Raw genomic sequence first — 26,820 nt, forward strand, 5'->3', positions numbered from 1 at the left:
GATTTTCTCCAGTTAATTTTATAAAACTACCCCTAAAGCTATCTCCCGCTGCTGGATAAGAGATAAATACCCTCTCCCTGTGCCATAAAACTCCCTGAATTCCCGTTGCTCTCTAGCGTCAGGATTTTCCCGTGCTTTGCGTCCTCCAGCGTTAAACCCGCTGCAGGACGCGAAGTTCTGATGTAAATTTTTTGTGCATGCTGTGAGCGAATGCGCGCCTGCGTTAATTCGCCTTTTTGCCATTGCAGATCTACTTCTATACCTCCGCGCGCGCGTAAACCGGTGACGGAGCCCTTGGGCCAACTGGCGGGTAATGCAGGCAATAAATGCAATTCGTCGCCGTGGCTTTGCACTAACATTTCAGCAATGCCGGCGCTCGCACCAAAATTGCCATCAATTTGAAAGGGGGGATGGTTATCCCACAAATTGCTCAGGGTGCTGCGCTGTAATTGCTCACCCAACACTTTGTGTGCACGATTGCCGTCCAATAACCGCGCCCACATATTTACTTTCCAGGCTTGTGACCAACCAGTACCGCCATCGCCACGGGCATTCAAGGTGTTACGTGCGGCGGTGAGTAATTCCGGTGTTTGGTGCGCGCTAATATCGCGTCCCGGGTGCAAAGCAAATAAATGGGAGATATGGCGATGTTCATTTTTAGGATCGTCAATATCTTCTTTCCACTCTTGTAATTGTCCCCAGCTGCCGATGCGAATACCGCGATCAAGCTGTGCTAACTTTTCTTGCAGGGCTTGTGCAAATTTTTTATCGCCTGAGAGCTGTGCGGCTTCGTGAGTATTGCGCAGTAAATCAAACACAATTTGCTGTGACATGGCCGCCGCACGAGTGAAAGGGCCGTGCTCTGGTGAGAAGCTTGGCGATACAATCCATTTGCCATCGCGCGGATCTTTTACCAAAAACGCCAACCAAAATTCACTCGCACTTTTCATTAAGGGATAAGCGCGATTGCGCAAGAAACGCTTATCGCCAGAAAACAAATAATGCTCGTAATAATGCTGTGCGAGCCAAGCCGCTGCTTCGGGCTGCCAAAATGCGGTGGGCCAGTCGATTACACCGGTAAAGCCCCAAATATTGGTATTGAGAAACAGCGTCCATCCTTTATCCGCGCCGGCCACTTTTTTGGCGGCAATCGTGCCCGGTACTACCAGACTGTCAACAAAATCAAAAAAAGGCTCAATCAATTCCGGCAAGTTGGTGGTTTCGGCCAGCCAGTAATTCATTTGCAAATTGATGTTGACGTGATAGTCAGCATTCCATGGCGGCGTAGTGGAGTTATTCCACACGCCCTGCAAATTGGCAGGCAATGAACCGGGACGCGAGGAAGCGATCAGCAGGTAGCGGCCAAACTGAAAGTAGGTTGCCTCTAATGTGCGATCCAATACGGCATCACCTTTTTTGTAACCCGCCAGCAATTGCGATGTGGTTAGCGATTGCGGTTTTTGCCCTATATCCAGCGCGACACGATTGAACAGGGCTTGATAGTCAGCCCGGTGTACTGCCTGTAACTGTGCAAAGGTTTTTTTACTCGCCTTGGTAATATTGTTGTGCAACCGTTTGTGTGGATGCACGCCGCGATATTGTGGATAGGACTGGGCGTAGTCAGTGCCCGCCGCGAGTAAAATCACCACCGAATCAGCGGCAGTGATTTGAATTTTATTCCCCTCGATAACCCTTAATTCACCGCCCTGATTAAGCAATTGAATTTGGGTTTCAAACTGCAAACCATTACTGTGCAACTTGCCGCTGGCGGTAATGCGCCCCTGCTTGATGGCGACATTTAAATCGCGATTGTCAGGCACTTGCAGACTTGCAGTGAACGAAATGCTGGCGGGTTGATCTGCCGAATATTTAACAGCGATTACACCATCGGGATAACTGGCAAGGTACTCACGGCGATACTGCACACCACCCTGTTCATAGCTGACCGTGACTTGGGCATCACCAAGGGATAACTCACGGCGATAGCGGCTGACATCGCTGTCATTTTTGTTTGATTCAATGATCAGGTCGCCGAATGTTTGGTAGTCGCCATAGGCACTGATTTTGTGGCCCAACAATTTGGCAGCCGCTTCCGGGGTAATCGAACCCTCGGTGTTGATGGTGTTTCTAACTGCTGCAATGGCATCGCCTTGGGCTTTTTCCGGCCAGCCAAAATCGTATCCCGCCGCGCCAGGGCCACCGGTCCACAAGGTTTTTTCATTGAATTGGATCAGGTCACGCGCAACTCCACCGGCAATCACTGCGCCCAAGGCACCATTACCAATAGGCAAACCTTCGCGCTCCCAATCTGACGCGGGAGCATCAAACCAGATGGATGCCGACTCTGCCGCCTGCAACGGCAAGGCACCAAACGTCACTAGCAGCACCATAGAGGCACCGACAGCGCGCAGACCAGATTGCACAGCAGCAGAGATTGGAAGAATCATGGAGAAAGTGACAGCCTTTATATGGTAGATATGACTATATGAAACAATGTTAAGGTAATGTTTTTATCGGTGCAAGTTTTATCACCTATAACAAAAATGGCACCATTTTCGTGCTACGAAAGGAAACATTTTGGCGACAAAGCAGTACCAAACCAGTAAGTTTTGCAACGCTATAGCGCCTTGACAGATGGGTAGTTGATGTATGGGTGGAACCCGGAGCAAATCAGGACTCCAGAGTTTGCAGGAACTCGGCATGGGACGGCGCGTAATCACGCCCCTTGCCGACAGCAGCACGCATTTTATCCATGACCGCCTGCATTTTGCCGGGCTCCGGTGATGGCGTAAGCCCTGTTGGATTGACGGCAAAACCGGCAAACATACTGATCCAGCTATGCTCGGTAAAGGACTCAATTTCCAGCAGTTGGATATCGCCAAAAGCCTTGAATGTCGCGATTTTCTCTTCCAATGTCGCCGGAATTTCCATGTCTCGCACATGCTGCCACAGCGGTTCCGTGCGGCCATTCAGCTTGTAGTGCAGGATAATAAAATCGCGGATGCGCTCATACTCCAAGCGATTGAGGCGGTTAGCCTCGGCGACCTGTTTTTCCTGAATTTCGTAGTCCACCAGAAATGCCACAAGCTTGTTAATACCGGTTTGGATAAGCGAAATACTGGTCGATTCCAAAGGTTCCAGGAACCCACTGGACAAACCAATCGCGACACAGTTTTTGTGCCAGAAATCCTGGCGCATACCGGTGGTAAAGCGGATTAAACGCGGTTCTGTCACCCGCTCGCCCCTGAGATTGGCACGCAGCTCTGCACGCGCCTGATCTTCCGTTATAAATTGGCTGGAAAACACATAGCCATTACCCACCCGATGCTGCAACGGAATATGCCACTGCCAGCCCGCCGTGCGCGCCGTTGAACGGGTAAATGGGTCTGGCTCGGCAACCGATTGGGTCTGTACTGCCAGCGCGGAATCACTCAATAACCACTGGCTCCAGTCCTCATACCCCACCCCCAGGGTTTTGCCGATCAGCAGTGCGCTAATCCCCGAGCAGTCCACAAATAAATCCCCGCTGATCTGCTCACCGGATTCCAGATGCAATGAGTGGATAAAGCCGCTATCGGGGTCAAGTTGAACCTGATTGATTTTGCCTTCAATGCGTTTGACCCGACGCGCTTCCGCATAGCCACGCAGGTATTTCGCAAACAATGTGGCATCAAAGTGATAAGCGTAGTTGTACCAGGCCAAGCGGCTGTCCGGGTCAAAACTGGGTTGGGCAAACCTGCCCGCCTTGGCCAATTGTGTGCACAAGCAGAACTCGGCTAATGCAGCGCTGTAGCCCTGCTGTTTTGCCGCCCACCAGGTTTTGTGAAACGGGCGATCCTCTATGGGCACACCATACCCGGCAAAGGGATGAAAAAAGGATTGATTCGGCGCAACCCAGTTTTCAAACTCGATTCCCAGCTTGAAGGTCGCGTTAGTCGCCTTGATAAATTCACTTTCCCTGATGTTTAAATCCTTAATAAATTGGTGGATTCCCGGCACAGTTGCCTCCCCCACCCCCACGGTTCCGATCAATTCCGACTCGACCAGTGTGACCCGAATATTGGTATTTCCCAGCCAATTGGCCAGATAGGCAGCAGTCATCCAACCGGCGGTACCACCACCAGCAATCACAATATGAGAAACAGGCTTGGATGACATAGACACAACTCCCGGCTCATAGTCTGGTCACTATAGCCCTCAATTATTATTGTCATTTAGACCAGATCACTAAGCTTAAGCTGACTTTTTTATTGGCACAATATTTATCATCTGTGCAAAACCCTATTTTTGTAACTGGCACGGCTGTTGCCAATGTTTAGGCTAGAGATCTGGCAATCGTCATGTGCAGGTTTTCTGATGCGCCAAAATGCACCGGAATCCCCACAACTCCCTGAAAAGAGCGGTAGAACAAAATGGCAACAGGCACTATCAACATGCACAACGCCCCCCTTGGTGCACCATCAAGCAGCAAGGGATCGCCCCAATTTGCCCTGTTTTGCGAGGAATACCAGCAGCGGCTCGATGCCCTGACACTGGTAAAGCAACTCATCCAAATGATTAAAGCCGTGCAGCGGCATCGCGGCATGTCTATGGGGGCACTCGGTGGCAATGCATTGTTTCGCGCCGAGCTCACCCAGTTGCAGGCGCAGCTGGAGCGGCGACTGGAATTGGTACAGGCATTTGCCGCCCGCAGCCTGAACCTGCTGAGCCCGCGTGACCGGGAAAACCTGAGCAATGCCTGGCTGACCATCAGCCGCGATTGGCAGCAGGATGCCGTGGTGGATAACTATGAATTGCACTGCCACCTAATCGAACAACTACTGAGCATGGTCGCCGCACTGGGTAAACAGTTGGAGCTGCCGACCTCCCAAGCCCTATCGCCGCACAAGGAGCGCACGGCTGGCGATGCCGCACCAGAAGGCACAGCCTACCCAAACCGTTTCAAGTACCTGGAGGTTCTGCATTTTTCGACCCGCCTGATGCCCTCCGTTGCCGAGCAAATTGGCCGCATTCGCGCCCTGTCGACCTATGCGTCGGCACTGGGTTATTGCGACAAAGATGTCACCAGCAAACTGCGCTACGCCATCCAATGCACCCGCGTGAATAACGAGAAATTGCGCCATCAAACTAAACGTCTGGAAGGCTTGCTGGATAAGGATTTGAGCCTGCTGCCCCAACTGAAAAGCTATGAAATCAAACTCGATTTCCTGCTCACCATGGTGGAGAACGATGTGGTTAATCCCCACCAGATCAATGCCGATAGTCATCGTTTGTTTGTACTGGCCTCGGACATTATTGATATGTATTTGAAAGTAGTGGATGAAGGCGTGCACCTGCTCACCAGCTGGCACGAGCAGGATATTGAACTCTGGCTGGAAACCTGCTGATCGGGGAGGGAAATTGAAATACACAGATTAGGGGAATTTATTCCACAGAAGAATGGCAATAGCAGGGTAGACTGCTTGCCTCTTAAGCCGTAACACCTAGAATGTGGCATCTGGAATCACGGCTAATTGTCGCTAAATTCACCCTGTGAGAAGCTGCTTATGCGTTCCGTTCGGCCCTTGGTGTTACCTGCTGCCTTCCCGCTTTGCGTTGCGCTCTTCAGCACAACCGCTGGCGCCCAAACCACATCCGGGGCAACAACACCGCCCACCATGCCACCTGCAGCCATGAACACCTGCCTGCAAGCTTCAATCCCCAGTGCCGCATCAACCATGACCGTTGCCGAACTTCGTCAAGCATGTCAGTTGTTGTATGAGCAAGAGTTGCAAAGCAAGGCACCGGCCGAACTGAAGGAGGAACAAGTCAGCAAGGCCTCCGCAACTGACAATGGCGAACAATTACTCCAGCGCCGCATGACCCTGGAAGCGCTGAACCGCTCCAACCGTTTTATGTTGACGCCGCACAAGCGCAACTACCTGTTTCCCGCGAGCTATACCCGTTCGCCCAATGTGACCCCCTATCGCGAAAACGACAATGAAGCCCTGAGCGACTTGCGTCGGACCGAAGTGGATTTCCAACTGAGCATTAAAATCCTGCTGCGCGAAGACATCTTTGGTGAAAACGGCCACTTGTATATGGGCTATACCAATCACTCGCTTTGGCAACTGTACAGCGAAGCCGATTCGGCCCCCTTTCGCGAAACCGACCACCAGCCGGAGCTGATCCTCAGCTTTACCAATGACTGGGAAATTTTGGGCTTCCGCAACGTGCTCAATGACATCATCCTCAATCACCAATCCAATGGTCAGGGCGGTCTGCTGTCGCGCAGTTGGAACCGGATCATGCTCAACAGCGTGTTTTCGCGCGGCAATTTTGCCTTTGCGCTCAACCCTTGGTATCGGCTGCCAGAATCTGCGCAGGAATATCCCGGCGACCCGGACGGTGACGACAACCCGGATATCACCGATTACATGGGGAAATTTGAATTTAACGCCGCTTATCAGCATGACGATGACATCTACAGCCTGATGCTGCGCAACAACCTGAGTGCAAACAGCCGCGGCGCCGTTGAGTTGGGTTGGAGCTTTCCCATCAGCAGCAACCTGCGCGGTCAGCTTAAATACTTCAATGGCTACGGCCACAGCCTTATCGATTACAACGTCAACCTGGAAGTATTTGCGCTGGGCATTGTATTTACCGATTTGTTTTAACGCACAGTTCATCAACCTAGAGCCCATAAACTAGAGCCCATAAAAAAGGCGCAGCGATAAATCGCTGCGCCTTTTTACCTTATTGCCAAGCGTGAAGTAAAAACCTAGTAGCTCTCGCCCAGGCGCTCCACCAAACTGCGAATGGACTGCACCGCTTGCGCCGACACATCGATAATGGAAAAACCAATCCAGTGCTTGCCGGATAAATCTGCGGCGCGCGTCCACAAACAATCTACCCCCAACTGAATCACCATCTGGTCATTGACCGGCTCAGGCAAGTGCAGATCCAGGGTGTAGAGACGATCCTCTTCCAGCAGCACATCGCCCATCACCATCAAACCTTGGGCATGGATGTTAACGAGCCGGCCGACGTACAAATCGCGCAGGCTGTCATAGACATCCACATCGCCATTAATGATGTGGCGCTCCAGTTCGCGATCGTGCTCCCGGGTACAGTCGTGGGTCATGATGCAGCCCCCGTTTTGAGGTTATCCGCCCGCTCGTTAAGGGTGTGATAAATATTTTCCAGCGCGCGTTCAAAGAAGGGCTTGGTGCTGCCGGCAATAATTTTGGCGCGACCGGCAATCATATCGCGTGCCAATTGCAAACCCGCCGCCAGCGATACCTTGCGCCCCTGCTGATCCACCAGCATGTAGTGCTGGGTCTTTTTGTTGTACCAAGCCACTTTCAGGCGCTTGCCGCCATCAAACTCAAACCAGGTACCAAATTCCACCATTTTCAGGCTATCGACAATTTTGGCTTCTTCGGTGGATACAGGTTGCTGCTGGGCGCTGCTGTGACCAGCTTTTTCTGCCGCCAACAACTCCAACTTGCTGCGCATAGGCGCCGGTGCCGGTTCCGCCTTGCGGCTGAGCAGTGCCATACGCTGTAGCGATGCTACCGCATCCAGCAATTTGCGGCCCTTGGCCTGTTCGTAGCCAATGGTTTCAAAGCCGCGCTCCAACAGGTTGCGCAGCGGTTCCTGAAGCTCCATTTGCGCCACCTTGTCCTGCTGGGTGGTTTTAGGCTCCAGCGACCACAACAAATCATCAATCGCCTTGAGTGCACGCGCCCAACTTTCGGATTTATCGCCGTAGCGCAACAACACAAACGACAGGTAATCCGACCAAGGCTGTAGCAACAGCAACAGGATCGCCGATGGCATCTCGCGGTTGTCGGTGCGGCTGCGCACCTCGTGATTCACTTGCAGTTTGGCCTCGCGCAGTTTTTCCTCGCCCTGGGCTTTTTCCAGCGCGCGACGCTCCATCAACTCCTGCCGGCGCGCCACGTTATTGGTGTAGGCATTAAACTCGATCAACAGCTCGGCAAAGATACGCACGTCATTTTTAAATTCGTGCAACAGGCGGAATACGGTAGTTTTGATCTTGGTGAAAATATCGTACTGATCACTGCCATCATTACTGACCCAGCGCACACCTGCTTCGGCCAAACTATTGAGCAACACCCGAGCAGGATGCTCCGGCTGCTCAAAAAACCCTTTATCGATAAAGGCGATTTTCAAAAAAGGCGTATGCAAATAACTGAGCAGTGCTTTGACTGAATCGGGCAAATGATCATCAGACAGCATGTACTCAAACAACATACCGACCAGGTCGATGGTCTGCATATCGCTCGCTTCCACCGCGCCATTTACATTCTCGCTGGCAATCTGCTGCATCATCTGGCGACTGACATCTGCCACGGTTTGCACCGGAATCGCCACCGGACCGGAATCGTGATCGGCCAAAGCCTGTTGACTCAGGTGATAGGCTTGCCCTTGCATCTGCTCCAGCACTCCAACCAATTGGTTGCTGTTATAGACCTGCAACTGGGTGGGCGGGGTATTGGGTGTTGCGGCCACCGGTGCATTGGCTGGCGCTGAGTTGGCAGCTGGCGCGCCGCCCTGGGCAATGGTGCCCGTGAAACCACTGGCCTGAATCGCAGGCATTAATTGGGTGACATGGGTTTGCAGCAGCCGAATCGCATTTAACAGGCTGTTTTGGTACTGGATATCATTGGGGTTGAGCGCACCACTGAGCAACTTGTCGCTCGCGCGGCGCTGATGTTGTTGCGCATCAAGCGCCTGCTGCTGTAATTCGGCCTCGGTTTGATGCTGTTCAAAAGGGCCGTCCTGGATAGCCTCTTCGCGCACCGGCTCGGACTTTTCCTGAGCCACCACAAACCGCAGGTTGGGCAGTAAATTCTGGCGGATCAAATAATCGTTCAGCTCATCGTAAAGCTCACCCAGCATGCCAATCACATCCTGATCAAACAGCTTGTAACCGATGATTTTGGTTTTGACATCCACATCCAGATTGGTCAACACCTTGCGCAGCGCTTCGCAGAATTGCACCGGGCTGGCAGGGTTAGTGCGCTCGTCGATCTTTTCGCCATCATTCAGCAGCGCCAAACGCTGTTGTAACGCCCAGAGACTCTCTGCAAAAAAGTTATCGGCGCGATGGGTAATAGAGGTGATTGCAATCGTCTCTTCCAGATCCGAATGCTCAACCAGCGAGAGAATATCGCCGCTGAAGCGTTCCTCACCGGTCAGGGTATTGAGGGATTTGTTCTTGAACTTTACGTAACCATTGGCGAGATGCTGGCAAAACTCCTGCTCTGCCGCCTGCTGCACCGCATTTAACAGGTTCTGGATTTCATAGAGCGCGACTTGATCCTTATTGGATTTGGCCTGCTCGGCAACCTCCAAAATCTGCTTACACCACTCGCGCCAGAAATTGGGAAAAACACGATAAGCAAAGCCGCGCGTTAAATCGCGGCAATGTTTTAAATACTCGATGGTCAGTTGTTCTGACATCGCAACGGTGGAGTATTGCGACGATTTGGGAGCATCGGCGCCGGGCAAACCTGAGTTTTGCATAATGGTTCCGTACTTATCCATGAGATTCATGTTCCTTAGACCCTGTCTCTGAAGACCCAGATCAGGGGCCAGTTCGAACCTAAAGAGCAGACGTTTCTGCCGGTAAAAGGTTATCTTGAACGCCAATATTAACAGCTTGCGCTACTTGTTTCACAGAATAGCGCGGCTTTAAGCCCTCAGCGAGCAAAAAATAATCGATTGTGACAAATGCCCGTCAGGCACCATTACGGCGCATTTCATACCCTGCCAACCGCCGCCACCGCACCAAAAGCGATCACCGCGTTTACCAGCACCATCTCCCGTATCACTACTCAACAAGCGACAACGCGCGCCACGCCAGCCTCTAGCCGCCCATCACCACAATTGGCACTTATATTGCGATACACAGGTTGAAATAACTGACTCGCACTCTGGGCGATCTGGCTATTCACACAATTTGCTAAATAGAGAGCTAGGGTTCCGATCATGCGATCCACGATCACATGATGTCTGGTCCGAGAGCTTTCGACCTCTGCCGCCGGATGCATCTGGCAGGAAAGGGGTTACACGGCGGGACAAAAGCCCGGGAGATGATTGGCCTAATCGCCAGAGTGGTCTCTTAATGCTTGCGCCGATGTATACCCATACCTTTGGAGGTTGTTCATGTTGCGTCATCCCCGTCTGAAAACGCTATTACTCGCCCTTACACTTGGCCTCAGTGCCAACCTTGCCAGTGCCGCTGAACCCTTTAAAGTCTGCTGGTCCATCTACGTTGGCTGGATGCCCTGGGGCTATGGCGCGGAACAAAAAATCGTCGATAAATGGGCGAAGAAATACGGTATTGAAATCGACGTGGTACAAATTAACGATTACGTCGAATCCATCAACCAATACACAGCGGGTCAATTTGATGGTTGCGTGATGACCAATATGGATGCGCTCACAATTCCTGCTGCCGGCGGCGTGGATTCAACCGCGCTGATCGTGGGCGACTTCTCTAATGGTAATGACGGCGTGGTACTCAAAGGCGCCAACAAAACCCTGAAAGATATCAAAGGCCAGCAAGTGAATTTGGTCGAGTTGAGTGTGTCGCACTATTTGCTGGCGCGCGCGCTGGAATCCGTTGGCCTAAAAGAAGCCGATGTGAAAGTGGTTAACACCTCCGACGCCGATATGGTGGCGGTTTACGGCACCAAGGGTGTCACCGCCATCACCACCTGGAACCCGCTGCTGAGCGAAGTGCTCGCACAACCCAACAGCACCAAGGTGTTTGACTCATCGCAAATCCCCGGCGAAATTATGGATTTGATGGTAGTGAATACCGCCACGCTGCAAAAAAATCCCGCCCTGGGTAAAGCGCTCGTCGGCGCCTGGTATGAAATCATGACCACCATGAGCGGTAGCGATAAAGCCGCCACTGACGCCAAAACAGCAATGGCGGTCGCATCAGGTACAGACCTCGCTGGTTACGAAGCCCAACTCGCCAGCACCAAAATGTTTTACACCCCGCAAGCCGCGCTGGCACTCGTCAATAGCGATGCATTGCTCAGCACCATGCAAAAAGTGGCTGAATTTTCCTTCGATCACGGCCTGCTGGGCGATGGCGCTCCCGATGCAGAATTTATTGGCGTCGCTGGCCCTAAAGGTATTTACGGCAACAAGCAAAACGTAAAACTGCGTTTTGATACCACCTACATGCAAATGGCTGCTGATAAAAAACTCTAACCGGGTTTTGCATTGCCTGATCGCGCTACCCAGTACTTCCGGGTAGCGCCGACTCAACCAGACTGAATGGCGCCATCATGAAACGATTAATTAATTTAACGCCCTCAAAACCGCTAAAGCTCTTATTAGGCATCCTGCCTTTTGCACTGATTCTGGTGATTTATTTAGTCGCCTCAGATGCGCGCCTCGCCGAAAATGCTAACGACAAACTCCTGCCCAGTTTTACGCAAATGGGTTCCGCCATCCAGAGCCTCGCCTTTGAACCGAGTAAACGCAGCGGCGAATTTTTATTTTGGCAGGACACCTTAAGCAGCTTGTATCGCTTGGCCTTGGGTATTTTTATTGCCGCCATTCTGGGTTTTACCATCGGCCTATTAACCGGTGCCATTCCCACCATTTATTCGCCCATCGCGCCACTGTTAACAGTTATTTCCCTGGTGCCGCCCATGGCGCTGCTGCCCGTATTATTTATTGTGTTTGGCTTGGGCGAATTATCCAAAGTCGCGCTGATTGTGATCGGTGTTGCGCCCTTTATCGCACGCGACATTCAGCGCTGCACTCAGGAAATTCCACTGGAACAATTGGTCAAAGCACAAACACTGGGTGCATCCACGTGGCAAATTATTGTGAGGGTATTAACGCCGCAACTCATGCCGCGTTTAATTAATGCAGTGCGTTTATCACTCGGTGCAGGCTGGTTATTTTTAATTGCTGCTGAAGCCATAGCCTCCACCGATGGTTTGGGCTATCGCATCTTTTTAGTACGTCGCTACATGTCGATGGATGTGATTTTGCCTTATGTTGCCTGGATCACCCTGCTCGCGTTTTTGGTGGATTGGCTGCTGGCAAAAATCAATCTCTGGTGTTTCCCCTGGCACAATCCAAACAGTAAACATTAAGCCAAGCCGTAAACACTGGGCGAATAGCACTATGACCATTATTCCTTTTGATAAAACTATCATTGAAGAAAAAAGAGCCAAACACATGCCCATGATTCAAGCAAAAAATCTGTGGAAAACCTATGGCGATAATGTGGTATTGGAACGGCTCAACATTAATGTTAACGCCGGCGAATTTATCACCATGGTAGGCACGTCAGGCTGCGGGAAAAGTACTTTTTTAAAAATGCTATTGGGTATGGAAGTACCCAGCTCGGGTGAATTACTGCTCGACGGAAAACCTATTCGCACCGAGCCGGATCAATCGCGCGGTATTGTATTCCAACAATATTCGGTCTTCCCACATTTAAGTGTGCTGGAAAACGTCATCATCGCCCGCGAATTTGAACACTCACCTTTATTGGGAAAATTATTCGGTAAACAAAAACGCAAAGTCGTAGACGAAGCCAAAGCCTTGCTCGAGTCGGTCGGCCTAAGCCATGCCCTGCATCGCTACCCCCATGAGTTATCCGGTGGCATGAAACAGCGGCTGGCCATTGCCCAAGCCTTAATTCGCCAGCCACGTATTTTGTTATTGGATGAACCCTTCGGTGCGCTCGACCCCGGCATTCGCGCGGACATGCATCAACTGATTTTAAAACTCTGGCAAGAACATCAACTCACGGTATTTATGGTGACGCACGATTTAAGCGAAGGATTTTACCTGGGCACACGCCTGTGGGTATTCGACAAATTGCGTCGCGACAATCAAGCGCCCACCGCCTATGGCGCCAACATTACCTACGACTTGCCCATTACCAAACGCAGTGCCGAAATGCCTGCCGAATTAAAAAAAATCACACAAGAAACAAACGAGCGTTAGGGTTTAACCATGAGCAATATCCTCTACACCACCACCCTGCCCGGCAATGGCCATTGGTCACTGGAACTACGTCGCGGCAGTTTGATGAAAATCACTGACCTGACCGGCGGCGCCAATGTGGGCATGCTGTTTTATAACCCTCGTCATTTATTGGAGCGCTATAACGCGCCCGACACACTCAAATGCCAACACACCTTCAAATTACAACGCGGCAATTGTTTGTACTCGGACATGGGTCGAATTTTTGCGTCCATCATCGACGACTATTCTGCCAATGGTGAAGGCAACTGGCACGATACAGTATGCGGCACCAGTACCGCACAAATGGTCGAACAGCAATTTGGCAAACGCGACTATCAGCGCGATCGCAACCAATGGCTGCAAAATGGTTACGACGCTTTTTTAGTAGAGCTGGCCAAATACGGTTTAGGCCGCGCCGATATGGCATCCAATATCAATTGGTTTAGCAAAGTCATCGCTGACGACAAAGGCAACATTCAACTCGACACCCGAAATCAAGCGCAAGGCAATAGCGTCACGCTGCGTTTTGAAATGGATACACTCGTGGTGATGCACGCCTGCCCACACCCCCTGAATAAAAGCAGCAGCTACCCTTTCACCTCAGTACGCATTGAATTGGGTGAAGCAGACCCCGTCAGCGACGATGACTACTGCAAAAATTTCCGCCCGGAAAACCAACGCGGATTCCAAAATAACGCCCTGTATTATTTGGCAGCCAAGCATTAAGAGGCCCAGCATGTCACTCAAACCCAGCAACCTGCATCCGGAAACTGCCATTGCACGTCATCACGTCAGCGCAGGCGATTATTTCTTAGGGGAAATCAAACAAGGCCAAACCTTTCGCATTGTGGATTTGGAAGGCAACCAGGCGGCGGACGTTTTATTTTACAACGCCAAAGACCCGAGCGAACGCTACAGCGCCATGGATACCATTCGCACCCAAGGCAATTTGTATTTAACCGCAGGCACCAAGCTGATCTCCAACGCCAACAATGAATTACTGGAAATTGTGGCCGATACCTGCGGCCGTCACGACACACTGGGCGGCGCCTGTGCAACAGAAAGCAATACCGTGCGCTACAGCCTGGAAAAACGCTGCATGCATGCTTGTCGCGACAGCTGGATGCTCGCCATTGCAGAACACCCGGAATTTGGTATTGGCAAACGCGACATCACCCACAACATCAATTTTTTTATGAATGTGCCTGTCACTGCTGATGGTGGCCTCACCTTTGCCGATGGCATTTCAGCACCGGGGAAATATGTAGAGCTAACCGCGAAAATGGATATTGTGATGTTGATTTCCAATTGCCCGCAATTAAACAATCCTTGCAACGGTTACAACCCGACACCGATTGAAGTGATCGTGTGGAATTAATTTTATTTTAAAAATTTTTGTCATTCCTCGGTGGACGACCACCGTTGTAAAAAACCAGCAGGACGGCCTGCCGGAGCAGAATATGTTCACCAAAGTTCTTATCGCCAACCGCGGCGCCATTGCCACCCGCATTATTCGCACACTCAAACAACTCAATATTATTTCCGTTGCAGTTTACGCCGAATCTGACGCTGACTCACTGCATGTACGCCTTGCGGATGAAGCCTATTGCTTGGGAGAAGGCGCCGCCGCACACACCTATCTGGATCGCCAAAAAATTATTGCCCTTGCCCAACAAACCGGCGCCCAGGCAATTCATCCCGGCTATGGCTTTTTAAGTGAAAACGCCACCTTTGTGGCCGAATGTGAAGCCGCAGGATTAGTGTTTATCGGCCCTACTGCCGAGCAGATGATCACCTTTGGTTTAAAACACAAAGCCCGCGAACTCGCCCAAGCCGCTAATGTACCGCTCTGCCCCGGCACCGATTTGTTAATAAACCTGGACGAAGCCAAACGTGCCGCCGCAACCATTGGCTATCCGGTCATGCTGAAAAGCACAGCTGGCGGTGGTGGCATTGGTATGCAATTGTGTAATAGCGAAGCCGATCTGATCGCTGCTTTTGATTCAGTAAAACGCTTGGGAAAAAATAATTTCGCCGATGACGGTGTATTTTTAGAAAAATTTATTGCCGCTGCCCGCCATATTGAAGTGCAAGTATTTGGCGATGGAAAAGGCACCGCTGTAGCCATTGGCGAGCGCGATTGCTCCAGCCAGCGCCGCAACCAAAAAGTGGTTGAAGAGTGCCCTGCACCCAATTTATCGGATGCACAGCGCCACGCCATGCAACGTACCGCCGAACAGTTACTCGCCTCGGTTAATTATCGCAACGCAGGCACCGTGGAATTTATTTACGACTCATTAGACGATAAATTTTATTTCCTTGAGGTCAATACTCGCCTGCAAGTTGAACACGGTGTGACAGAAGAAGTATACGGCGTAGATTTAGTGGAGTGGATGCTGCGTCAAGCCGCTGGCGAATTAGGCGACCTAAAATCCCTGCGCCAACAATTATCACCTGCAGGCCACGCCATTCAAGTACGCGTATACGCGGAAGACCCTGCACTGAATTTCCAACCCTGTGCGGGACTACTCAGCAAAGTCTCTTTTCCTGAGTCTCAAGCCAATCTGCGAATCGATCACTGGATTGAAAGCGGTATAGAAGTACCCGCCTACTTTGACCCTATGCTCGCCAAAATTATTGTCAAAGGCGATGACCGCAACCATGCGTTGAAAAATTTGACCCATGCGTTGGATAACACCTACCTCTACGGCATAGAAACCAACCTCGGTTATTTGCGTAGCCTGCTAAAAGATGAAACGCTGTTGCAAGGCCGCATGACTACACGCTATTTGAATAATTTTGTGTTTAAACCAGCGCGTATCGATGTCATTCAAGGCGGGACACAAACTACCATTCAAGATTTCCCTGGTCGCGCCGGTTATTGGCACGTAGGCGTTCCCACTTCAGGCCCCTTTGACAGCTACTCCTTTCGTTTAGGCAATCGCCTGTTAAACAATAGCGAAGCTGCCGCCGGATTGGAAATTACCCTGCAAGGCCCCACATTAAAATTTGGTTGCGACACTAAAATTGTATTAACCGGTGCAGACATTGATGCAAAACTCGACGGCAACATCATTCCACTTTATGAAGTGATTGACATAAAAGCCGGGCAACAACTACAGCTTGGACGAATCAGCAACAAGGGTGCCCGCACTTATTTAGCGGTAGCAGGCGGCATTCAGTGCCCGGATTATCTCGGCGCAAAATCCACGTTTACCCTGGGTCAATTTGGTGGCCACAATGGACGCGCACTGCGCGCGGGCGATGTACTATCGCTTGATGAAAAAAATTGTAACGTCGCGCTTACAACGCCAACATTCAATAGCACCTTGAAAGCAGACATTAACAATACTTGGCAATTGCGAGTAATCTACGGCCCCCACGGCGCACCGGATTTTTTCACTGAAAAAGACATCAACACCTTTTTCACCACCGATTGGGAGGTGCACTACAATTCCAGCCGCACCGGCGTGCGCTTAATTGGCCCCAAGCCCGAATGGGCGCGCAGTTCCGGTGGTGAGGCAGGCATGCACCCCTCCAATATTCACGATAACGCCTACGCTTTTGGCACTGTGGATTTCACTGGCGATATGCCCGTTATTCTCGGGCCTGACGGCCCATCGCTCGGCGGTTTTGTTTGCCCTGCCACAGTGATTAGCGCCGATTTATGGAAGCTCGGCCAAGTGCGTGCAGGCGATAAAATTCGTTTTATTTCCGTGACCATCGCCGACGCCGTGGCTATCGAAAAAACACAAAACCAATCCTTGCAAACACTGGAACCACAGTCGTGTAACTGGCGGATGACGATTCCAACCTCACCGATTGTAAAAACGCTGGACGCCGCTGAATTTGGTGAAAACATTGTGTATCGTGCGGCGGGAGATCACTTTTTATTAGTCGAGTACGGTGCACTTGAACTGGATATTAAATTGCGTTTCCGCGCTCACGCGCTAATGCAATGGCTGGAAAAAAATACACTTTGCGGTTTGCGCGAATTAACGCCGGGCATTCGCTCGTTGCAAATTCATTATGACAGTCAACAATTATCGCTCGCGCAATTATTAGCACACCTTGAGGTTGGCGAGCGCGAGCTGATGACGCAACTCGCACAATTAAGTGTGCCTTCGCGCATTGTGCATTTGCCACTGAGCTGGGATGACGACGCCTGTCAGCTCGCGATTCAAAAATATATACAATCAGTGCGCGCCAATGCCCCTTGGTGCCCCAGCAACCTGGAATTTATTCGCCGCATTAATGGGCTGGATTCCATTGCCGATGTAAAGGCTATTTTATTCAGTGCCTCCTATTTAGTTATGGGCTTGGGTGACGTGTATTTGGGCGCGCCAGTTGCCACGCCCGTTGACCCACGCCATCGCTTGGTAACCACAAAATACAACCCGGCGCGCACCTGGACTGCTGAAAACTCCGTGGGTATTGGTGGTTCCTATTTATGTGTCTATGGCATGGAAGGCCCGGGCGGCTATCAGTTTGTGGGTCGCACCCTGCAAATGTGGAATCGCTATCGCCAAACACGGGAATTCAAACAACCCTGGCTACTCAACTTTTTTGATCAAATTCGTTTTTATGAAGTGAGCGCCGAGGAACTACAAACTATTCGCAAAAATTTTCCCCAAGGGCGCTACCCGATTACCATTGAAGAAAGCCATTTCAGCCTGAGCGAATACCAACAGTTTATTGAGCAGAATGAGCAATCGATCAATCAATTTACTCAACAGCGGGAACAAGCCTTTGATGAAGAACTTGCACGCTGGCATGCCAATGGCCAATTCAATTACGAGCAAGCAGAGATAACAGAAGACAATAGTGAAACGGAGCTACCCGATGATGCCATTCGCGTCGATAGCTCGGTGTCAGGCAGTGTATGGCAGACACAAGTTACTGTTGGACAAGAGGTAAAGGCGGGTGATGTGCTATTGATATTGGAATCCATGAAAATGGAAATCAACATCACCGCCAGTAGCGACGGTAAAGTCACACACCTGTTAAAAGCCGATGGCGCGCGCGTGCAAGCTGGGCAAACATTGGTAGTCTTGGCACCGTCCCTTTAACAGGAAAGACTGAACGGGATTTAATCCCCCCTCTTTTCCAAGGGCAATAAAAAAACGCCTCCCTTTCACAAAGGAGGCGTTTTATTTTATGTGCGATAAGAGTAGTGCTTAACTTAAACTACGTTGATCGCGCAAACTGCTTATCACCGACTCCAAGGCACGATCAAATAACATACCATCATCCAAAATGGTTAATCGTTTGGTTTGCAATGCAATTGCCAAACTTTCGCGGCTTTCTTCTGCCACTTTCATTCCTGAGCGGTTAACAAAAATATATTTACCCACGGAACGAATAATCGCTGCCAGACGGCAGCGGTATTTTTCGCCCGCCTCACCTTGCATTTCAAACCAGGTGCCTTGGGTAATATTGTTCACCAGCGCTAAATGCTGTGCATCTGCCGCTATAGTGTGTGTAACCGGCTCTGCCACAATGCCTTGCGCAATATCAGCAACAGTATCTTGCGGCAGCACAGTTGCATCAACCGCCGGCACAGCTTCATTAGCAGAGGCTGCTGGCTCAGTTGAATCCGCAACAGGCGATTGATTGTCTGCAATATCATTTACCACAGAGGTAGGTACTTGAGTGGCAACAGCTACAACAGATGGTTTCATCTGCGCATCAGCCATTGCCGCTTTCATACTGGCAGCTTTAGCCGCTATTTGTTGCGCCCTGATTGCACTGTCGCTGCCTGTATTGTTATTGACTGCGCTTTTATTTTCTTCACCTTTATTCCCTGCATCGTCATTTCCCGAGCTTGGTTGAGCAGCTCCCGCAGCAACAGACTTCGCATCACCACGCAACCGCTCCAAATGAACGGTTTCCAATTGTTTAAACAGATTGCCGGTTTCAAATGGGCTAAATGAAATGCTCTCCAATCCAGTACGCAATTTTTGCAGTAATTCCGGCACCAGCTTCAGTAACTTTTGGCGATTGTCCTTATCCATGGGCGCGACAACACTCCACACCAATTGCTGCGCGGTCAGCGAGCAACTGCGCCATTCATCGCTATCGACACCTTGCTTCAAGGAGGTGATGAACATGACGTTCGCCCAGGCCTCACGCAACAATTTGGTAACGGCCAAGGGCAAATCACGGCCGACAGTAATACGGTTCAACTCAGCATCCACCTGCGCACGAGCACGTTCGGATTTTGCTTTACCGTCTTCCGCATCAATCGTGCGTTGCTCAAGGATAGAAGCGCGACGCTTTTCTTTATCCAGATAAGAACGGAAGTCCAGCAGTAACCGATCAAACAAACTGATATCAGTATCAAATTCAGAGAGAATGGTTTGCACCACTTCTTCCATTTTGGCGAAGAGCGTATCTTTACGCTGATTCTCATCCGTAGGTTCTTGCCACCCCAAGCACGCCATCGCCATTTCGTTCAGCAAACGACGGGCAGGATGGCCACCTTTACTGAAAAAGGTTTTATCGGCAATCGCCACTTTAACCATCGGAATTTGCAAACGGCCAATCAAGACTTTCATTGGCGCCGCCAAGTTGCGGTCATCCAAAATAAATTCAAACATCATGCTCACCAGGTTGATGACATCATCATCAACCTGATTAATCGCCGCCGCCGTTTGTGTTTCATTGCGCAGCAACTCGGTCAGGAATCCGCGCAAGTTGGCTGGCTGGGTACTATTGGCAGCAGCGGTATTCTGTTGCTGCGCCAGCGAGAGAATTTTGATCAGGTCTTTGCTATTGATCTCCTCCCCCGGCATTGATTGGCTGGACGAAGAACGTTGGGAGCCCAACAGATTGCGCAACTGGTGCAATACCTGATTGGTTTGCTCATCATAACTTTGCAGGCCACCGGCCATATTGCCTTGCAACTCAGCCGTTAAGCCTTGGCCAAAATGATCCGCACTATTAGTAGCAGTTGAAGGGGAAATAATGGGGCGCTTTGCCTGACGTAATTCCGATTTCAGCGAAGGCAAAATATTGGCATCAATCAGCGTTTGATTAAGTGCCTCAAACAACTTGCCCAACTTGCTCATCATGATGTTGTCAAAAATCTTGAACATCACCAACTTGGCTTTCAAGTCGATACTGAGTGTAGCCGTTGCATCGGTAAAGGCATTGCAAATTACATCGACACCCAAGGGGTTATTTTTTTGGTACACCTTGGTGGGCACCAAATGATCAATACGCAAGGTCAGATGCTGGATCAGTTCGGCAAATTGCTCATTGGCTTTGCTAACCATACTTTCAACCGCAACCATCTCCTCCAGCTCGTCATTTTTGACGATGGTGAGTTCATCCAGGGAGACTGTCTTTTCCGTCAGGCGTTTTTCATCCTTATAAGCCGTAGGGTCCAGCAGGCGGGCAAAACCTATATCGATGGTGCGAAAGAAGGCGTTTTCGATAGCGCGGCGACGGATGCGAACCTCGCGCATGGAGTCGAAGAAAATGTTTTGATCCTGATTATTGTTGGCCTTGTCCGCCAACTCAAACATAGCGTCATCGATTCGATCAAACAGCTCGCGCAAATAGGTCTGCAACTGCTGGCGAGCCTTATCGCGCAGCGCGTGAATCGGCGCAGGCAGACGTGCCAATACAACAGCCTGATTTGCCCCCGATGACCGATCAGGGTTCAGCTGCACAACCTTGTTGGAATCGGATTTTGTTTGTTCGTTCATGGTGAATTACCATTGGAGAAAACCTGCGTAAGTGAAGTATAACGAAGGGAAAGACACATCAAGCAGGCAAATGGTAAGATCGAGAGACATATCACAAATAGCTATAACCATACCTTTGGCTTAGCCCTTTTAAAGTTCCTTTTGGAATTAGAGGATGCAATAAACGCCAAATAGTCTATTTGACACCCCTTTTTTGTTCAATTTTTCGACACCCAATATGATCACGACTCACAAGATAAATCCGGAAATACTTGCCGCAGACATCGTCCAATCAGTCGCCCTCGCCCTCGCCGAGGACATAGGCAGCGGAGACATTACCGCCCAGCTGATCCCCGAAAACCAGCAGGCATCCGCCCGCATTATTACCCGGGAAGACTGTATTTTTTGTGGCAAAACCTGGGTAGACGAAGTATTCCGGCAAATAGATCCCGAGGTTGTTATTGACTGGCAGGTGAGCGATGGGCAGGCCGTGGTCGCCAATAGCACACTATTTACGGTAAAAGGCAAGGCACGCAGCCTGCTAACCGGCGAGCGAGCGGCCCTGAATTTTGTACAAACCCTATCCGGCACCGCCACCATCAGCCATCACTACGCCCAACAAGTTGCACACACCCAGGTTAAATTGCTGGATACCCGCAAAACCATCCCAGGCTTGCGCACTGCCCAAAAGTACGCCGTTACCTGCGGCGGCTGCCACAACCATCGCATCGGCCTGTACGACGCCTTCCTGATCAAAGAAAACCACATAGCCGCCTGCGGTGGCATCTCCAACGCCATCGCCAGCGCCCACAACATCGCTCCCGGCAAACCCGTAGAGGTAGAAGTAGAAACCTTTGATGAATTGGATCAAGCCTTAACTGCCGGTGCAGATATCATCATGCTGGACAACTTCAGCATTGAAGACATGAAAAAAGCCGTTGCGATTAATGGAGGAAGAGCCAAGCTGGAAGCGTCGGGAAACATCAATGAACAAACATTGGTACCCACCGCAGAAACCGGTGTGGATTTTATTTCTATTGGGGGGCTGACAAAACATTGTAGGGCGGTGGATTTGTCGATGAGGGTTTTGTGATGGAGCGACTAGATATCTATGGAGTATTTTGACGCAACTTCAAGAAAGCCAACTCTTCATGGTAAAAATTTGAGCCAGTGTTGCTTGCTCTCAGTACATATTCTATTCATATGAACTCGCGGAGAGGCATAACACCATGCGGATAAAAAAGTCACGCTAGGCTTTGACAAAAGACACTGAAGACACTACAAAACCAGGCAGAATAAGAGACAAAAAATAAGCTTTCGCAAATTAGATGCGAAAGCTTATCAGATAACACCAAGAGATTAACCGCTAATTAAAAACGACATATAGGTGGCAGCTGTGCATTTGTCCAGCTAGCTTGAGTATCAACAGCACATGTTATATCTAAACCAAGCTCAGTACCGTTTGCATCGCGTTTAGCTTCAAATGTCCAAGTGACCTTTTCACCATTTATACCGCCAGAAATATTTGCAAGCGTCACATTCACAGTAGCTTCTGTATCTGAAACTCTTACATAAGTAGCTGAATCAAGAGAGTTTTTGTCATCTATTGAAGCAATCAAATTAGTAACCAACGAGGCTGCTGCTTGCGGCATCGTGCCATCGGCCACATAGGCTTCGTACAAGTCGACCTTAACCGCTGACATAGTCACAACCATTTCGGCCAGCTTGCCTCTGGTTGAGTAGTTCTGATACGCGGGCAATGCTACCGCAGCCAAAATACCAATAATCGCCACGACTATCATCAATTCAATCAGGGTAAAACCTTTTTGTGCTGATTTTTTCATTTTAAAACTCCAGTTGGTTAATGAACTAAAAACACATGTATGTTTTAGCAAGGTCAATGCCAATATGTGAAGACTCAATTACTATCATACAGCCAACTTAAAAACGTGATTAGAATCACACAAAATATAAAGCACAAATCACTATTTAATACAAAACCTCAGGCAATAAAGGTAACTAGATGACACTTTTTGTCACCATCTAAATTGCTCCCTTCCTTTTATCAGCCAACAACTTAGGCCAGTAGGTTGTTGACTGATAAAAGTAAGGTAGTATTGACATAAATAATGATTTAATCCTAACAACCTCAACTTACCGGCATAACTCATGAACAGTCCAACCCCGGTGTCATTAAGCGGACTAGCCCGCAGACTAGTCGCAGACAAAATATTAGAGGCAGAGCTGGCTGCTAAAGCTCTTGCCCAAGCAAAAAAAGACAAAATCCCATTTGCCCAGCATCTGGTTAATCACTCTATAATTGATGCGCGCACTTTGGCATTAGTGGCATCTGAAGAGTTTGGCTCACCCGTATTTGATTTAAATGCGCTCAATAAAGATGGAATCCCTCAAAAACTGGTTGACGACAAACTGATTAGGAAACATCACACCCTACCTATCGCAAGACGCGGCAATCGCTTATTTCTTGCTGTTACCGACCCAACCGATCTGCATGCCCTAGATGAAATCAAGTTCAACACAGGGATTAATACAGAAGCCGTCTTAGTTGAAGCGGACAAGTTGCAAATCGCTATTGATAAATACTTAAATTCGCAAGAAGAGTCTCTGGGCGATGCATTAGGCGGCCTTGATGACGACATTGATGATTTGGATGTGCAGTCAGTTAGCGACGCAGTAACCAATGAAGATGCAAGCACAGAGGCTGACGAGGCACCAATCGTAAAGTACATCAATAAAGTGCTATTGGATGCAATTAAAGGTGGGGCGTCGGATATCCACTTTGAACCCTACGAAAAAAGCTATCGCATACGCTTCCGTACCGACGGCGTTCTGAATGAAGTGTCCCGTCCGCCGGTAAACCTTGCATTTCGTATGGCGGCGCGCTTAAAAGTCATGTCGCAAATGGATATTTCCGAGCGCCGTTTGCCGCAGGATGGACGTATCAAGCTCAAGGTATCCAAAACGCGCGCTATCGACTTCCGGGTAAATACCCTGCCTACGCTTTTTGGTGAAAAGATCGTTCTGCGTATTCTTGACCCTAGTTCTGCCAAACTAGGGATCGATGCACTGGGTTATGAGGATGACCAGAAGAAACTCTACATGGACGCCCTCGCACAATCGCAAGGGATGATTCTGGTAACCGGCCCAACAGGTAGCGGTAAAACAGTCTCGCTCTATACCGGCCTGAATATCCTGAATACATCAGAAGTGAATATCTCTACAGCGGAAGACCCTGTTGAAATTAACCTGGAAGGAATTAATCAGGTACAAATGAACACCCGCGTCGGGTTAACCTTTGCAGAAGCACTGCGCTCTTTCCTGCGTCAAGACCCGGATATCATTATGGTGGGTGAGATTCGTGACTTGGAAACAGCGGAAATTGCCATTAAAGCAGCTCAAACTGGCCACTTGGTTCTTTCCACACTTCACACCAACTCTGCACCAGAAACACTTACCCGCCTATTAAACATGGGCGTTCCTGCGTTTAACGTAGCAACCAGCGTAAGCTTGATTATTGCCCAACGGCTTGCACGACGCTTGTGCAGTGCTTGCAAAAAACCAGCAACGGATATCCCGGCAGATATACTCACTCAAGAAGGGTTTGACGAAATCGGAATCCCTCGCACAGAGTTCCAGTTATTCCACCCGGGTGGTTGTGAAAAATGTAACGGGGGTTATAAAGGACGCGTAGGTGTATATGAAGTGGTTCGCATCACACCATTAATTGCCAACCTTATAATGGAAGGCGGCAACTCGTTACAGATTGCTCGCGCCGCGAAAGAAGCGGGCTTTAATAATTTACGGGTATCTGCATTGCGTAAAGTAGCAATGGGATTAACCAGCCTCGAAGAAGCCAACCGAGTAACCAAGGATTAATCCATGGCACTAACAACTACTACAAAAACGGCTAGCTCGGTAAGTAAAGCCAAAGCTGCCACAAAGACCAAGCAAATTCCGACAACCAACACCTATATTTACAAAGGTTTGGATAAAAAGGGCAATAAGATCCAAGGGGAAATTAACGGCGGTAGCCCAACGATAGTTAGAACTATCCTTGCAAAGCAAGGTATTACAGCCAAGTCCGTCTCCAAAAAAGCCAAACCACTTTTTGGGTCTAGTGGCAAATCAATTAAACCTGCCGATATCGCCGTTTTCTCTCGTCAAATGGCAACGATGATGAAAGCTGGCGTACCACTTGTTCAGGCATTTGACATAGTGGCTGATGGGCTGGAAAACCCGAACTTAAAAAAACTGGTCCTACAAATTAGAGACAGTGTCGCGGCAGGGGGAGGATTCGCTAACTCGTTAAGAGAGCACCCCAAATATTTTGATGACTTATTCTGCAACCTTGTCGACGCCGGTGAGCAATCAGGCGCACTGGAAACAATGCTTGACCGAATTGCAACCTACAAAGAAAAAACTGAAGCACTAAAAGCGAAAATCAAAAAGGCATTGACTTATCCAATCGCGGTAGTATTAGTTGCAATTGTTGTAACAGGCATACTCTTGGTCAAAGTTGTTCCTCAATTTGCCGAAACATTTCGTGACTTCGGCGCTGAACTACCCGCTTTCACTTTATTTGTATTATACCTTTCAGACTTGGCGCAAACTTATTGGTTTATCATTTTGCTTGGAATGGGAGTCGCAGCATTTATGTTTAAACTTGCTACTCAAAAGTCACAAGCCTTTGCTTATTTAGTAGACAAATATATTCTCAAATTTCCAATCGTTGGAAAAATTCTATACCTTTCTGTAATGGCGAGATTCGCCAGAACACTTGCCACTACATTTGCTGCAGGCGTACCTCTCATTGATGCATTGACATCCGTATCTGGTGCAGCAGGCAACAGGATATATGCAGAAGCAATCATTAAGGTCAGAGAGGATGTGTCTACAGGTATCCAGCTAAATACTTCGTTAAAAGCTAGGTCAATGTTTCCAACACTTCTTATTCAAATGGCAGCAATTGGAGAGGAGTCCGGTGCACTTGATGCCATGCTCGACAAGGTTGCGCTATATTATGAGGAGGCTGTAGACAATATGGTTGACAGTCTAACATCTTTGCTGGAGCCGTTAATTATGTCAGTGCTCGGGATTCTCGTAGGCGGATTAATGATAGCAATGTATCTTCCCATCTTTCAAATTGGCTCGGTTGTATAAACGTGAATTTTCTCTCAGCTCTGCAAGCCTACCCCCTTTTAGGGATGGCTTGCGCATTAGTCCTCGGTTTATTAGTTGGCAGCTTTCTTAATGTGGTGATCTACCGCTTACCCAAAATGATGGAACGCGACTGGCAGCACCAATGCAGAGAGTTTTTGGCCAACGATAGCAATATTGCAGCCCTCCCCGAACCCAGCGAAAAGCAGGAATCCTTTAATTTAATGGTGCCTGCTTCGCGCTGCCCAAGCTGCGGGCATAAAATTCGCGCATGGGAAAATATTCCTGTTATCAGTTATGCATTTTTGGGTGGAAAATGCTCTAGCTGTAAAACTACCATATCTATTCGCTACCCAATTATTGAACTGGCTACCGGTATCTTATCGGTTGTGGCTATCGCTTACGTTGGTGTTAGCTGGAATGGATTAGCAGCACTACTGCTCACCTGGTCATTAATTGCATTGACTATGATCGATCTGGACACCTACTTGCTGCCAGATGATATAACGCTGCCGCTATTGTGGCTGGGGCTGATCATCAATAGCTTCGGAATGTTCACAGACTTGCCCAGCGCCCTGTGGGGTGCCATAGCGGGATATATGTCGCTGTGGATGGTTTACCAGCTCTTTAAGTTGGTCACAGGCAAAGAAGGCATGGGCTTTGGAGATTTCAAATTGTTAGCCGCACTGGGGGCATGGATGGGCTGGCAAATGCTACCGCAAATTATTTTATTGTCGTCGCTGGTTGGTGCAGTGATTGGGATTACCATGATAGTTGTTCGTGGGCGCGATAAAAATATCCCCATCCCTTTTGGCCCCTACCTCGCAATTGCAGGCTGGATTGCATTTATTTGGGGCGATACAATCAACCAAACCTATTTAAAATTATTTGTTGTCTATTAAGGTCAAAGAGAAAGCAAGTTATCGACCTG

18 protein-coding genes, 1 pseudogene and 1 riboswitch are annotated in these 26,820 nt (G+C 49.5%); of the genes and pseudogenes, 12 read left to right on the plus strand and 7 right to left on the minus strand.

Features of this window, described 5'->3' with window-relative positions; genetic code table 11:
* Positions 1-38: 38 nt before the first annotated feature.
* Both B0D95_RS10465 and B0D95_RS10470 read right to left on the minus strand, forming a co-directional pair.
* A complete protein-coding gene (locus B0D95_RS10465; RefSeq protein ID WP_246841570.1) occupies positions 39-2,447 on the minus strand; it encodes a glycoside hydrolase N-terminal domain-containing protein in 2,409 nt (802 codons plus the stop codon).
* 223 nt (positions 2,448-2,670) lie between these two features.
* Complete coding sequence (locus tag B0D95_RS10470) at positions 2,671-4,158, minus strand: tryptophan halogenase family protein (protein WP_168172434.1); 1,488 nt, start codon at positions 4,156-4,158, stop codon at positions 2,671-2,673.
* Positions 4,159-4,433: 275 nt separating this feature from the next.
* Here B0D95_RS10470 and B0D95_RS10475 point away from each other — a divergent pair, with 275 nt between their 5' ends.
* Complete coding sequence (locus B0D95_RS10475; protein ID WP_246841571.1) at positions 4,434-5,387, plus strand: hypothetical protein; 954 nt, start codon at positions 4,434-4,436, stop codon at positions 5,385-5,387.
* A gap of 159 nt (positions 5,388-5,546) precedes the next feature.
* Positions 5,547-6,656 carry a phospholipase A gene (locus B0D95_RS10480; RefSeq protein WP_078043855.1) on the plus strand — a complete coding sequence of 370 codons (1,110 nt, stop codon included), beginning with the start codon at positions 5,547-5,549 and terminating at the stop codon, positions 6,654-6,656.
* Between the two features lie 104 nt (positions 6,657-6,760).
* Here B0D95_RS10480 and B0D95_RS10485 read toward each other — a convergent pair whose 3' ends face one another.
* Entirely contained in the window at positions 6,761-7,123 is a 363-nt protein-coding gene (locus tag B0D95_RS10485; RefSeq protein ID WP_078043856.1) for a PilZ domain-containing protein, read from the minus strand.
* Positions 7,120-9,555, minus strand: a complete 2,436-nt coding sequence (locus B0D95_RS10490) for a DUF1631 family protein (RefSeq protein ID WP_078043857.1) — start codon at positions 9,553-9,555, stop codon at positions 7,120-7,122. The genes B0D95_RS10485 and B0D95_RS10490 overlap by 4 nt, the downstream gene beginning before the upstream one ends.
* Positions 9,556-9,974: 419 nt before the next feature.
* Positions 9,975-10,105, plus strand: a riboswitch (guanidine-I (ykkC/yxkD leader).
* A 71-nt stretch (positions 10,106-10,176) separates the two neighbouring features.
* On the opposite strand from B0D95_RS10490, the gene B0D95_RS10495 reads away from it, so the two are divergent.
* From B0D95_RS10495 to uca, 6 genes are all read left to right on the plus strand, one after another.
* On the plus strand, positions 10,177-11,238 hold the full coding sequence (locus tag B0D95_RS10495; RefSeq protein WP_078043858.1) for a putative urea ABC transporter substrate-binding protein: 1,062 nt from the start codon (positions 10,177-10,179) through the stop codon (positions 11,236-11,238).
* 77 nt (positions 11,239-11,315) lie between these two features.
* The gene (locus B0D95_RS10500) at positions 11,316-12,137 is read left to right on the plus strand and encodes an ABC transporter permease (RefSeq protein ID WP_078043859.1); all 822 of its coding nucleotides are present in this window, start codon (positions 11,316-11,318) and stop codon (positions 12,135-12,137) included.
* 85 nt (positions 12,138-12,222) lie between these two features.
* The gene (locus B0D95_RS10505; RefSeq protein ID WP_078045709.1) at positions 12,223-12,999 is read left to right on the plus strand and encodes an ABC transporter ATP-binding protein; all 777 of its coding nucleotides are present in this window, start codon (positions 12,223-12,225) and stop codon (positions 12,997-12,999) included.
* Between the two features lie 9 nt (positions 13,000-13,008).
* Entirely contained in the window at positions 13,009-13,746 is a 738-nt protein-coding gene (locus B0D95_RS10510) for an urea amidolyase associated protein UAAP1 (RefSeq protein ID WP_078043860.1), read from the plus strand.
* A gap of 10 nt (positions 13,747-13,756) precedes the next feature.
* Positions 13,757-14,398 carry an urea amidolyase associated protein UAAP2 gene (locus tag B0D95_RS10515; RefSeq protein WP_078043861.1) on the plus strand — a complete coding sequence of 214 codons (642 nt, stop codon included), beginning with the start codon at positions 13,757-13,759 and terminating at the stop codon, positions 14,396-14,398.
* Between the two features lie 82 nt (positions 14,399-14,480).
* On the plus strand, positions 14,481-18,089 hold the full coding sequence (gene uca, locus B0D95_RS10520; protein WP_078043862.1) for an urea carboxylase: 3,609 nt from the start codon (positions 14,481-14,483) through the stop codon (positions 18,087-18,089).
* Between the two features lie 108 nt (positions 18,090-18,197).
* On the opposite strand, the gene B0D95_RS10525 is transcribed toward uca, so the two are convergent.
* The gene (locus B0D95_RS10525; protein WP_078043863.1) at positions 18,198-20,732 is read right to left on the minus strand and encodes a DUF1631 domain-containing protein; all 2,535 of its coding nucleotides are present in this window, start codon (positions 20,730-20,732) and stop codon (positions 18,198-18,200) included.
* A gap of 217 nt (positions 20,733-20,949) precedes the next feature.
* Between B0D95_RS10525 and nadC the strand changes: the two genes are divergently transcribed.
* Positions 20,950-21,804 carry a carboxylating nicotinate-nucleotide diphosphorylase gene (gene nadC / locus B0D95_RS10530; protein ID WP_078043864.1) on the plus strand — a complete coding sequence of 285 codons (855 nt, stop codon included), beginning with the start codon at positions 20,950-20,952 and terminating at the stop codon, positions 21,802-21,804.
* 277 nt (positions 21,805-22,081) lie between these two features.
* On the opposite strand, the gene B0D95_RS10535 is transcribed toward nadC, so the two are convergent.
* The gene (locus B0D95_RS10535; RefSeq protein ID WP_371453658.1) at positions 22,082-22,426 is read right to left on the minus strand and encodes a pilin; all 345 of its coding nucleotides are present in this window, start codon (positions 22,424-22,426) and stop codon (positions 22,082-22,084) included.
* A gap of 20 nt (positions 22,427-22,446) precedes the next feature.
* Positions 22,447-22,555, minus strand: a pseudogene (locus B0D95_RS21120) (prepilin-type N-terminal cleavage/methylation domain-containing protein); the annotation flags it as partial.
* Between the two features lie 325 nt (positions 22,556-22,880).
* On the opposite strand from B0D95_RS21120, the gene pilB reads away from it, so the two are divergent.
* The 3 genes from pilB to B0D95_RS10550 are packed head-to-tail and all read left to right on the plus strand — an operon-like array spanning position 22,881 to position 26,791.
* Positions 22,881-24,608 carry a type IV-A pilus assembly ATPase PilB gene (gene pilB, locus B0D95_RS10540; RefSeq protein ID WP_078043866.1) on the plus strand — a complete coding sequence of 576 codons (1,728 nt, stop codon included), beginning with the start codon at positions 22,881-22,883 and terminating at the stop codon, positions 24,606-24,608.
* Between the two features lie 3 nt (positions 24,609-24,611).
* Positions 24,612-25,892, plus strand: coding sequence for a type II secretion system F family protein (locus B0D95_RS10545; RefSeq protein ID WP_078043867.1), 1,281 nt, complete (start codon positions 24,612-24,614; stop codon positions 25,890-25,892).
* A gap of 44 nt (positions 25,893-25,936) precedes the next feature.
* Positions 25,937-26,791 (plus strand): A24 family peptidase, encoded by an 855-nt coding sequence (locus B0D95_RS10550; protein WP_078045710.1) that lies wholly within the window; start codon positions 25,937-25,939, stop codon positions 26,789-26,791.
* The last annotated feature ends 29 nt before the right edge of the window (positions 26,792-26,820 follow it).

It is taken from the genome of Cellvibrio sp. PSBB023, from assembly GCF_002007605.1.
Taxonomy (GTDB): Bacteria; Pseudomonadota; Gammaproteobacteria; order Pseudomonadales; family Cellvibrionaceae; genus Cellvibrio.